Here is a 12,423-nt window from a genome sequence, read left to right on the forward strand (position 1 = left end):
CACGGAACACCTCCGAATACGCGGCCCCGAAAGGAATAGGTACAGAGTATGAAAAAAATACATCCGGCGGTGCGGTGCCTCTTCATATTGCCTGCGGTCCTGTGGTTTTTTGCGGCAGTGATCGTGCCGGTCCTGATGGCGGTCTATTACAGCTTCTTCAGCTGGGACGGGGTGACCGCCAAGGTGTTTATCCGCTTCGATAATTACAGGGAACTGTTTAAGGATCCGGTCGTCTGGAAGTCCCTTACCAATTCCCTGAAGATGGCATTCTGGTGCGTTCTGCTTCAGCTGCCTATCGGCATGGCGTTTTCCGTCATTCTTTTTAACCGGAAGCTGAAGGGACGGGGATTTTTCAGGACCGTGTACTTCCTTCCGGTGGTGCTGTCCTCCTCCATGATCGGTATCTTATGGGGACAGATCTACGATCCCAACTTCGGACTGTTAAACGGTCTTTTGGAGGCGGTGGGATTAAAACAGCTGCAGCAGATCTGGCTGGGGGACATGAAGCTGGCGCTGGGATGTATTATAGCGGTGGTGGTCTGGCAGTTTATCGGCAATTATATTCTGATCTACTATACGGCCCTGCATAATATTTCCGAGGATGTGCTGGAGTCGGCCAGGCTGGATGGAGCCGGTGTCCTGAAGCTGTTCCGTTATATTGAACTGCCTCTGATGTGGCCGGTGATCCGTCTGACCCTGATACTGGCTACGGTCAACTCCTTAAAATACTTTGACTTAGTCTACATCATGTCAAACGGAGGACCGAATCACGCCAGCGAGGTTCTGGCTTCCTATGTGGTAAAGAACGCGTTCAATTCCATGAGGATCGGCTATGCGAATACAGTGGCGGTGCTTCTGCTGGTTATGGGAATCTTCTTTATTGTTCTCTATAACAAGATACTGGCTCCGTCATCGGCCAGTGATTAAATATTATCGTAGGAGGTTTCCGAATGAAAAAACGCAGTATATCACCAGGCAAATGGATTCTGTACCTCATTCTGGCAATTCAGGCGGCAGTCACCACGTACCCGCTGATCTGGATGATCGTGTCCTCTTTAAAGGACAACGTATCCTTTTTTGCAGATCCATGGTCCATACCCAAGAATCCTCAGTTTGTCAATTACGTGACGGCCTGGAAAGAAGGAATCCAGGACTATATGATAAACAGCATTGTGATCACCATCGCTACGCTTTTTATCGTCATTATTTTAAGCTGTGCGTTCTCCTTCATGGTCGCCCGTTTTCCGTTTAAGGGGGGCGGACTTCTGGTTGGAATGTTTTTTGCAGGCATGATGATTCCGGTTCACTGTACTCTCGTTCCGCTCTATAGTATGATGAACGGACTGGGATGGCTGGACAGCTTATGGGCCCTGCTTTTTCCCTATGTGGCGTCGGGACTGCCGCTGGCCATCTTCCTGACTTACGGCCACTACCAGCAGATTCCCATGGAACTGGAGGAGGCGGCGAGAATGGATGGATGCGGTGTTATCCGGATGTTTCTCTACATCTTTCTGCCGCTGGCCAAGCCGGTGATTTCCACCATCGGGATCCTGACGGCCATCAGCGTGTGGAACGAGTTCATATTTGCCAATATCATCATCTCTGACCCGCTTAAGAAGACTCTGCCGGTAGGCCTTCTGGCGTTAAAGGGAACGTACAATACGAACTACGCTGCGGTCAGTGCGGCGTTGACTATTTCCGCGATACCGATTATCATAGTCTATATCCTGATGTCAGGAAAGATTCAGGCTGGTATGGTCTCGGGCGCGGTGAAGAGCTGAACGGGGGAATACGATGGAAAATTATATTGTTAATCCGGTTTTACCCGGATTTCATCCGGATCCGTCCATTATACGGGTGGGTATGGACTACTATATGGCCGTGTCCACCTTTGAGTGGTTTCCTGGCGTCTGTATCTACCATTCCACAGATTTACAGAACTGGGAACTGGCGGCCAGGCCGCTGGACCGTGTCTCCCAGCTGGACATGAAGGGCAATGATGCCTCCGGCGGAGTGTTTGCCCCCTGTCTTTCCTATGACAACGGCGTGTTCTACCTGGTTTATACCAATGTGAGGACACACTGGTACGAATTTATGGACTGCCATAATTATCTGGTGACGGCCTCGGATATCCGGGGGGAGTGGTCAGAACCCGTCTATCTGCACAGCATGGGCTTTGATCCGTCGCTGTTTCACGATGATGACGGGAGAAAATGGGTGGTCAGCATTGTGAGGCATTACCGGAAGATGCGCGTTCAGAAGATCGCCCTGCAGGAATACGACCCTGTTTTAAAGAAAATGACGGGGTTGCTGACGGAGATCTTCGGGGGCAGCGGGCTGACGGCTCCGGAAGGACCTCACCTCTACCGGAAGGATGGCTTTTACTATATCATGACTGCGGAAGGCGGGACGGAATACGGCCACGCGGTCACCATGGGCCGGTCGGAGAGGATCGGCGGTCCCTACGAGCTGTCGCCCTATAATCCGGTTTTAACGTCAAGAAATGATCTGACACTTCCTTTACAGAAGACCGGACATGCTGATCTCGTGGAAGCGCCGGATGGGGAGTGGTATATGGTGCATCTATGCGGTCGGCCGCTGCCGCCGTTTCGCCGGTGCATTCTTGGGAGAGAGACAGCGGTCCAGCATGTGAGATGGACAGAGGACGGATGGCTCTGTCTCGCGGATGGGGGAAAGGAACCGCAGGTACGCGTTCCGGTATCGTGGCCGGTGGAACGGAAACTGGAGGAGGAGATCCGGTATTCGTTCCAGGGGCCGGATTTAAGCCCGGATTTCTTTTCGCTCCGAGTGCCTCTGGGGGAGGCATTGTCACTCACAGAGCGTCCGGGGTGTCTGCGGCTGACGGGAAAGGATTCTCCCAATTCCAGGTTTGAACAGAGCCTGATCGCGCGGAGACAGGAGGATTTCGCGTTCAGCTTTGAGACCGAACTGGATTTTGAACCATCCTCAGAGCGGCAGATGGCGGGAATTCTGTATTTTTATGACGAGTGTGATTTTTACTACCTTCGTGTGACTCACGGACAGAGCGGACAGAAGATTATCGATGTAATGCAGATGAACCGGGGAAAGACGGAGTATATGCCTGACTGCGGCATTGCGGTGCCGGAGGGGCGGAGCATCCGGCTTAAGCTGGTGGTGCGCCGGACCGAGGCTTCCTGTTACTACAGCCTGGAGCAGGGGGCGTGGCAGCCGGCAGGAAATACGCTGGATGCCTCGCTTCTGTCTGACGAGTATCCGGAGGAAGGGGCTTACACGGGAGCCATGGTTGGCCTGGGATGCCATGACATGGCGTACCGCAGCGCCAGGGCGTATTTCAAGTATGCAGTGTACCGCAGAGAAGGGACCGGAATGGGAATAGACTGATAAAGACGGACGGAGAAGGGGGGAAACCATGGAACGGACCTATACACTAATGCTGGTGGAGGATGAGCGGAATATTCTGTATGGCATGAAGAATGCCATCCTCTGCCACAAGCCCCAGGTTACTGATATTCTGACCGCTGAAAATGGACGGGAGGCGCTGGAGCTTTTGGAGGAACGGGTTCCGGATATCATCATTACGGATATCCGCATGCCGGAGGTAGACGGCACCGAGCTGGTCCGCCGGATTCGTGAACAGGGGTACGAGATGCCTGTGATCATTCTGACGGCCATGACGGACTTTGCCATTGCCAGGGATTTGATCCATTACCAGATTCAGAATTACATCGTGAAGCCATTTTCGATTGAGGAGATCTTAAAGGAGACGGAGGTGGCCATCGGAGAACTGAAGAAGCGCAGCCAGATGAAGATGGCGCAGAAGATCGTGAAGGAGTTCCCGGAACTGGTGGAAACTCCGCCCTCCAGCGAGAACCAGCTGATATCACAGGCCGTGGAATACATAAGCAGCCACTTGGACGGCGCAGCCTCTTTAAATGACATTTCCGGGGCGCTCCATGTGAGCAAGGCGTATCTGTCCACACTGTTTAAGCGGGAGATGAATACGACCGTGACGGATTTTGTGACGAAGCAGCGGATGAAGGAGGCAAAAAAGCTTCTTCTGGAGACCGATATGCTGGTATCAGAGATCTATTTAAAGGTGGGCTACCAGAGCGATAAGTACTTTATCAAGGTGTTTAAGGAGATGGAGGGGGTGACGCCTCTTGCCTACCGGAAACGTTGGAAATGAAAATCACTATCAGATTTGCCTCATTTGTGCGGATGAATCTGGAAGATTGTGTAACAGTTCAGCCTTCGCTTCCGTCAGCCGCTGTCCGGTCCGGCGCTTCCGTTTCCCGAATCGTTCCAGTTCCGGTTTCGGGCATAAGAAGTTCTAAACGTGCAGAATTTTTCTAAAAACCAGGAGAAATGCCCAAACTCGCGTTGCTCAAACAAGTGGACATTTCCCCTGAACGAAAAATTTTGCGCGTTAAGAACTTCTAATACCCTGCAAAGTCACAGGAACGATTCGGGAAACGGAAGCGCCGGACCGGACAGCGGCTGACGGAAGCGAAGGCTGAACTGTTACAAGATTGTAAAAAAAATAACAAAAGAAATGAAATGAAATATTGACTATTTCGATTATTTGTAATAAAGTAAGTATTAGCCTATGGCGTGTAACTTACAAGGTATAGGTAATATCAAATAAACAATTTGGTTACTATACACTAATACAGAAAAGAGAGGTTGAATAAAATGGCAGAAATCGATTTAAGTCAGTATGGTATCAACGGAACAACAGAAATCGTCTACAACCCTTCATTTGAAACATTATTTGAAGAAGAGACGAAACCAGAACTGGTAGGCTATGAAAAAGGCCAGGTAAGTGAACTTGGTGCAGTTAATGTTATGACGGGTATTTATACAGGACGTTCACCTAAAGATAAGTACATTGTCATGGATGAGAATTCAAAGGACACTGTATGGTGGACTTCTGATGAATATAAGAATGATAATCACCCGGCCAGCCAGGAAGCCTGGGATACTGTAAAGAAGATCGCTCAGGAAGAACTTTCCGGCAAGAGACTGTTTGTTGTAGATGCATTCTGCGGAGCGAATAAAGATACCCGTATGGCAATCCGTTTCATCGTTGAGGTTGCATGGCAGGCTCATTTCGTAAAGAACATGTTCATCCAGCCTACAGCAGAAGAACTTGAGAACTTTACACCGGATTTCGTTGTATACAATGCTTCCAAAGCAAAAGTAGAAAATTACAAAGAGTTAGGTCTGAACTCTGAGACAACTTCCATGTTCAACATCACCAGCCGCGAGCAGGTAATCGTAAATACATGGTACGGCGGAGAGATGAAGAAGGGTATGTTCTCCATGATGAACTACTATCTGCCGTTAAAGGGCATTGCTTCCATGCACTGTTCTGCAAACACAGACTTAAACGGCGAGAATACCGCTATCTTCTTCGGCCTTTCCGGAACAGGAAAGACAACACTGTCCACAGACCCGAAGCGTCTCCTGATCGGCGATGACGAGCACGGCTGGGACGACAACGGCGTATTCAACTTCGAAGGCGGCTGCTACGCTAAGGTTATCAACCTGGATAAAGAATCCGAGCCGGATATCTACAATGCAATTAAGCGCAACGCTCTGTTAGAGAACGTTACCCTTGATTCTGAAGGCAAGATTGATTTCGACGATAAGAGCGTGACAGAGAATACCCGTGTATCCTACCCGATCGACCATATCGAGAAGATCGTTCGCCCGGTTTCCGCAGCTCCTGCAGCAAAAGATGTAATCTTCCTGTCAGCAGATGCGTTCGGCGTACTTCCTCCAGTATCCATCCTGACACCAGAGCAGACTCAGTACTACTTCCTGTCTGGATTTACAGCAAAGCTTGCTGGTACAGAGCGTGGAATTACAGAGCCTACACCTACATTCTCCGCTTGCTTCGGCCAGGCTTTCTTAGAGCTGCACCCGACAAAGTATGCAGAGGAGCTTGTTAAGAAGATGGAGAAGAGCGGCGCAAAGGCTTATCTTGTCAACACCGGATGGAATGGTACCGGCAAGCGTATCTCTATCAAGGATACCCGCGGCATCATCGACGCGATTCTGGATGGTTCTATTGCAAGCGCACCGACAAAGCAGCTTCCGTACTTCAACTTTGAGATTCCGACAGAGCTTCCGGGTGTAGATCCTAAGATCCTTGATCCTCGCGATACATATGCTGAAGTTTCCGAGTGGGAGACAAAGGCAAAAGATCTGTCTCAGCGTTTCATTAAGAACTTCGCAAAATATGAGGGAAATGAAGCAGGAAAAGCTTTAGTTTCTGCTGGTCCTGAAGTTTAAGAGTAAAATGAGTTTTTGGCCCCCGGCAGTATCTGCCGGGGGTTTTTGTGTATGGCAGGTAAAAGCTGATGGGAATCATAGTTATTTGATAAAAAATAACAAATCTGATTGGGGGTAAACATGGTTCGTGATACAAAAATTATCTTTTTTGATATTGATGGAACGCTTATTGATATGAAGAGAAAGCAGATTTCCAGTAAGACCATAGAAATGCTGAAAAGGCTGAAAGAGAACAACGTGATTATCTGCATTGCAACGGGCCGGGCGCCTTTAGCGCTTCCCAAGTTTGAGGATATCCGGTTTGATGTTTATCTGACATTTAACGGATCGTATTGTTACAATCAAAATCACACAATCTTCAGCAATCCGCTGCAGACAAATGATGTTTATTCCATAATAAAAAACGCGGAGGCAATTCGAAGACCCGTGTCCCTTGCCACAAAAGACAGACAGGCGGCAAATGGAAAGGATGAAGATCTCATCGAGTATTATGGCTTTGCCAACCGCCAGGTGGAAGTTGCAGATGATTTTGACGAAGTGGCAAAAAAAGAAGTGTACCAGATTATGCTGGGATGCCGTGAAAAAGACCATCTTTCGTTATTGAATGGTGTCCGTCACGCCAAAATTGCAGCCTGGTGGGACAGAGCGGTGGACATCATCCCTGCTGACGGCGGCAAAGGCATCGGGATAGAAAAAGTTCTGGAATATTATCACTTAAACAAATCAGATGCGATGGCTTTTGGAGATGGAAACAATGATATTGAGATGTTTCAGGCGGTTGGAAGGGGAATAGCAATGGCAAACGCATCCGACAGGCTCAAGGAAACTGCGTACGATATCTGCGGTGATGCAGCGGAGGATGGGATATATCATTATTGTATGGAGCACCGGCTTATATAAGCGTAAGCTGACGATACGGCGCGGGAAAATCTCCGGATTTTCCCGCGCCTTTCAGTTTGCGGAAAAACTGTGGATAAGATTTTTACATGTTTAAAGAGAAGTTACACTCGGTTGGACTGATTTTGAGTGATATAAAAACAGAAATATACAGATTGCATAAAAATAGTTTTGTATACGCTGAAAAAAAAGCCATATTGCTGTCATAATTTACAAAAAAAATATTACCTATTGATTTAAACGTGTAAACGAACTATAATGTGACCATAGAATAACAGTAGTTAGTTGAATGTAGATAATGCATACTTTTCGAGGAGGTCGTGATTTGAAATCTTATGAAGCAATGGAAGAAGAAGCTCTGGCCGTGCGCAGAGACATCATTGAAATGCTTTACCTGGCGGGAAGCGGTCATCCCGGCGGTTCCCTGTCGGTGACGGATATTCTGGTGTGTCTATACAACCGGATCCGCGTGGACGAAAAGCAGCCGGTCATGGAAGACCGGGACCGGGTGGTACTCAGTAAGGGACATGCAGCCCCCGCGTTGTATGCCGTGCTCGCGGAACACGGTTTTTTTTCAAAAGATGCGTTTAAACGTTTAAGAAGACTGGGGGGCATGCTTCAGGGCCATCCGGATATGAATAAGACGCCGGGGGTCGATGTCTGCACAGGTTCTCTGGGACTTGGGGTATCAACCGCCTGTGGAATCGCACTGGCTGGAAAAGTAAGAAAGAAAGACTACCACGTATATGCGATTCTGGGAGACGGGGAGCTGCAGGAGGGCATCGTATGGGAAGCCATGACGGCAGCGGTTCACCATAAGCTGGATAACATGACGGTGATTGTGGATTTAAACGGGCTGCAGATCGACGGTCCGGTGGATAAAGTAATGGGCCTTGGTAATCTAAAGGGAAAATTCCTGGATTACGGTTTTAAAGTGGTGGAAGTGGACGGACATGATTTTGAGGCGCTGGACGCAGCCATCGCGGTGAGAGAAGACGGCAGGCCGGTCTGCGTACTGGCAAAGACAGTGAAGGGAAAAGGCGTTTCCTTCATGGAGAACCAGGCCGGATGGCATGGACAGAAGGTAAGCGAGGAAGATTATAAGACTGCTATGGAAGAATTGAAAGGAGGAAGATGAGATGGCTGAACCGGCAATGAGAGAGGCTTATGGAGACGCCTTGCTTAAGATGGGGGAGGACGAACGCGTCGTGGTTCTGGATGCGGATCTGGCGAAAGCTACTTCCTCCGGCAAATTTGCGGCGAAGTATCCTGATCGGTTCTTTGATATGGGAATTGCGGAGCAGAATCTGATGGGAACGGCAGCGGGAATGGCGATCAGCGGACTGAAGCCCTTTGCATCCACCTTTGCCCTGTTTGCAGCGGGGCGGGCTTATGAGCCCATCCGCAACGCGGTCTGTTACGCGAAGGCTCCGGTGAAGATCGTGGCTACACATGCGGGACTTTCGCCGAATTCTGACGGAGGAAGCCATGAGACGATCGAAGATATCGCACTGATGCGGGTGCTTCCGGGCATGACAGTTTTAAGCCCCTGTGATTACAGGCAGGCGCTTGACATGGTTTTACAGATGAAAGATATGGATCACCCGGCTTATATCCGGATGTCGAGACACCCGGTGGAGACGGTGACCACAGAGGGAAGCCATACGGAGATCGGTAAGATCGACGTGCTCCGCGAAGGCGGAGATGTGTGCTTTGCGGCCACGGGGATTATGGTGGCGGAAGCGCTGCATGCGGCGGAGGCCCTGGAGGAAAAGGGAATACATGTGGCGGTTTTAAATGTACATACCATCAAGCCTTTGGATAAGGAGACACTGATCCGCTACGGAAAATCCTGCGGATGTATGGTGACGGCTGAGGAACACTCGGTAATCGGAGGATTGGGATCCGCAGTGGCGGAAGTTCTTTCAGAATGCGGCGGATGCCGTTTGAAACGTGTCGGTATTCAGGATAAATTCGGACAGTCCGGTGATCTGGGAGAATTGATGGAGAGCTATGGACTGACGGCAGAAAATCTTATTGAGACCGCATTAAAACTGATGGAGGAAGACAAATGAATAAGATCCCGGTAATCATAGACTGCGATACAGGAATCGACGATATGATCTCCTTTGCCGTGACACTCACCTCAGAGAAGCTTAACATTCTGGGGATCACCACAGCGGCAGGAAATCAGGTGGTGGATGTCACCACACAGAATACATTAAACGGAGTCACTATCATGGGAAGAACCGACATTCCGGTGGCAAGAGGTGCAGAAAAGCCGCTTTCGAGGCCGCTTCGGGACGCCGGATACATACACGGTGAAAACGGTCTTGGAACGTACCGGTTCGCCGAAATGACGGCCAAACAGCCGGAAGATGCGGACGCGGTAGAACTGATGAGAAGCCTGCTGGACGCATCGGAAGAGAAGGTCGTGATTCTTGCGATCGCCCCTCTGACCAATGTGGCGAGACTGCTGATGGAACATCCGGAAGCAGGAGAGAAGATAGATAAGATTGTATTTATGGGAGGTTCTTTAAGAACCGGCAATCCTACCCCGGTATCCACCTTTAATGTGCTGGCGGATCCGGAAGCTGCAAGATATGTGATGAAGAGCGGAATTCCCTTCCACATGTGTCCGCTGGATACGACCAGGGAGCTATATCTGACCGTGGATGACATTGAAGCCATCGGAGCGATCGGAAATCCGGTTGCTCAGATGAACTACGAGATGTGCCGTTTTTACAATGACGCCGTGAATAAGAACAACAACGCGGATAAGCGTTTTAAGGGCCTTTGCATCCACGACCTCTGTGCGGCGGCGTACGTGACGGATCCCCAGCTTTTCACAACCGTGAAATATCAGGGGGATGTGGAGACGGAAGGGGAGCTGACTCTGGGATTTACGGTTCTGGATTATGAAAATATCAGACAGGTACCGGAGGAAGAAAGAAATGTAACCTTTATCAGTTCCGTTGACAGAGAAGGCGTTTTGAAGATATATTTCGAGGCTCTGAAAAGCTTTGGAGAACCGTGCGACGCACAGCTGGCAGAAAGCAATTTTCAGTCATGCTCCGGGGGGAAGAATTCAATGGATAGAATACCGGTAATCATAGACTGCGATACAGGAATTGATGATATGATATCCTTTGTGCTGACGCTTGCGTCGAAACAGCTGGATATCCGGGGCGTTACCACTGTGGCGGGAAATGTGTCCCTGCCGTACACGACGTACAATACCGTCAACGGCCTGGCATTTATGGGCAGAGGCGAGATACCGGTGGCAGCCGGAGAAGCCGCGCCCCTGAAACGTCCGTACCGCGACGCCAGTGAAATTCACGGGGACAGCGGGCTGGGAGCATTTACGTTTAAAAATCCCGTGGATTACGGCCCTGTGGAGACCGGCGGGGTGCAGTTCCTGTATGAGAAGCTGATGGAATCGGAAGAGAAGATCACGATTCTGGCGCTGGCTCCTCTCACCAATATTGCAAAGCTGTATCTGGAGCACCCGGACTGCAAGGAAAAGATTGAGAAGATCGTATTTATGGGCGGCTCCATTTTCAGCGGTAATCCGACGCCGGTTGCGACGTTTAACGTGTGGGTGGATCCCGAGGCGGCAAGGATCGTTCTGGAGGGCGGTGTTCCCTTCTATATGTGTCCGCTGGATACCACCAGAGAAGCCTATCTGTCGGAAGATGAGCTGGAAATTATCGGGACTATCGACAATCCGGTGGCAGATATGGTCTACACCATGTGCAGCTTCTACTGGAGCCAGGAGAAAAAGAATGTAAACGGCCATAAGCGTTTTAAGGGGTTATGCATCCATGACCTGTGCACAGCAGCGTATGTGACGAACCCGGAGCTGTTTCACTCCACGAAATATTACGGAGATGTGGAGACGAAGGGGCCGCTCACGGAAGGCTTTACCATGATCGACTATGAGGACATCTTAAGGAAGAGCGAGGAAGAGAAAAACATCGATTATATTGATTCCGTTGACAGAGACGGTGTGATGAAGGTTTTCTTTGAGGCACTGAACTCTTATTCAAAATAAATATTTAAAAACGGGTTTCGCTGTTTCTAAGGCGGCGGGCGTAATGAAAATATAAAGGAGAAGATAAAATGAAAAAAGTTATAGCGGCAGTACTGGCGGGAGTTATGGCATTTTCTTTGACAGCATGCGGAGGCGGAACAGCGAAAGACGCAGGGAGCGGTGAAAAGGCGGAAGGAACGGGAGAAAAGACTTACAAGGTCGCACTGATGGCGGACGGCGCCGGTTTCGGTTCCCAAAGCTTCAACGACGTAGCGCTGGAAGGACTGGAGAAGGCAAAGGAAGACTTCGGAATCGAGCTGACCACATTGGAGGTAAAGGAAGTAGCAGACTTTGCTAACAGCTTAAGAAGCCTGGCGCAGCAGGGCTGTGATCTGATCATTACGCCCAGCTCCACCATCAAGGATGCGGTAACAGAAGTTGCAGCGGAGTATCCGGATACGTATTTCGGACTTCTGGATGTACAGGTGGAGGGAGTATCAAACGTGGTTTCCTCCAGCTACCGTGAGCATGAGGCGGCTTTTTTACTCGGCGCTCTTGGCGGTTACGTGACAAAGACAAACCAGATTGGCTTTATCGGCGGTGTCAGCGGCGTGATCCAGGACCGTTTTCAGTACGGATACATGGCCGGAGCATGGTATTCCAACCCGGATATCAAGGTGACCTCCTCCTATACCGGCAGCTTCAGCGACGTGGGTAAGGGAAAAGAGATCGCAACCATGATGTTCAGCGATGGCTGCGACTATGTGGCGCCATCTGCAGGCGCGTGCAACTTAGGCGTTTTCCAGGCCTCCAAGGAAGCCGGTGCCGACAAGTGGAGCTTTGGAGCGGCCAACGGACAGTTTAACCAGATGCCTGACAAGATCGTGGCTTCCCAGGTAAAGCGTGTGGACAATGTCGCTTATTCCATGGTGGAAAAGATGGTAAATGGAACACTGAAGGGCGAACAGAGCGAATACGGCTTAAAGGATGGCGGCGTGGATTTAATGTACTCCACAGAGGAGGCCATGAAGGACGCAGTACCTCAGGATATCAAGGATAAAGTAGAAGAGATCAAAAAACAGATTGTGGATGGAACGATTAAAGTTCCGGCTACTCAGGATGAATATAACGCATATGTAAAATAGAACCCGTATCGAGCGGAAATGGTATGCATCGCACGTAAGTGCCTGAAA

10 protein-coding genes are annotated in these 12,423 nt (G+C 49.8%); all 10 read left to right on the forward strand.

The window, feature by feature from the left end:
* The first annotated feature begins 48 nt into the window (after positions 1 to 48).
* Positions 49 to 927 (forward strand): carbohydrate ABC transporter permease, encoded by an 879-nt coding sequence (locus DFR60_RS17855; protein ID WP_110324104.1) that lies wholly within the window; start codon positions 49 to 51, stop codon positions 925 to 927.
* A gap of 23 nt (positions 928 to 950) precedes the next feature.
* Entirely contained in the window at positions 951 to 1,781 is an 831-nt protein-coding gene (locus DFR60_RS17860) for a carbohydrate ABC transporter permease (RefSeq protein ID WP_110324105.1), read from the forward strand.
* 13 nt (positions 1,782 to 1,794) lie between these two features.
* Entirely contained in the window at positions 1,795 to 3,384 is a 1,590-nt protein-coding gene (locus DFR60_RS17865) for a glycoside hydrolase family 43 protein (RefSeq protein WP_110324106.1), read from the forward strand.
* A 28-nt stretch (positions 3,385 to 3,412) separates the two neighbouring features.
* Positions 3,413 to 4,189, forward strand: a complete 777-nt coding sequence (locus DFR60_RS17870) for a response regulator transcription factor (RefSeq protein ID WP_110324107.1) — start codon at positions 3,413 to 3,415, stop codon at positions 4,187 to 4,189.
* A 506-nt stretch (positions 4,190 to 4,695) separates the two neighbouring features.
* Positions 4,696 to 6,300, forward strand: coding sequence for a phosphoenolpyruvate carboxykinase (ATP) (gene pckA, locus DFR60_RS17875; protein WP_110324108.1), 1,605 nt, complete (start codon positions 4,696 to 4,698; stop codon positions 6,298 to 6,300).
* 120 nt (positions 6,301 to 6,420) lie between these two features.
* Positions 6,421 to 7,200, forward strand: coding sequence for a Cof-type HAD-IIB family hydrolase (locus DFR60_RS17880; protein WP_110324109.1), 780 nt, complete (start codon positions 6,421 to 6,423; stop codon positions 7,198 to 7,200).
* Positions 7,201 to 7,495: 295 nt separating this feature from the next.
* Entirely contained in the window at positions 7,496 to 8,335 is an 840-nt protein-coding gene (locus DFR60_RS17885) for a thiamine pyrophosphate-binding protein (RefSeq protein WP_110324110.1), read from the forward strand.
* A gap of 1 nt (position 8,336) precedes the next feature.
* Entirely contained in the window at positions 8,337 to 9,272 is a 936-nt protein-coding gene (locus DFR60_RS17890; RefSeq protein WP_110324111.1) for a transketolase family protein, read from the forward strand.
* Positions 9,269 to 11,251 (forward strand): nucleoside hydrolase, encoded by a 1,983-nt coding sequence (locus DFR60_RS30930; protein WP_243005113.1) that lies wholly within the window; start codon positions 9,269 to 9,271, stop codon positions 11,249 to 11,251. The genes DFR60_RS17890 and DFR60_RS30930 overlap by 4 nt, the downstream gene beginning before the upstream one ends.
* Before the next feature lie 68 nt (positions 11,252 to 11,319).
* The gene (locus tag DFR60_RS17905; RefSeq protein WP_110324112.1) at positions 11,320 to 12,375 is read left to right on the forward strand and encodes a BMP family lipoprotein; all 1,056 of its coding nucleotides are present in this window, start codon (positions 11,320 to 11,322) and stop codon (positions 12,373 to 12,375) included.
* Positions 12,376 to 12,423: the final 48 nt, after the last annotated feature.

The organism is Hungatella effluvii (genome assembly GCF_003201875.1).
GTDB lineage: Bacteria > Bacillota > Clostridia > Lachnospirales > Lachnospiraceae > Hungatella > Hungatella effluvii.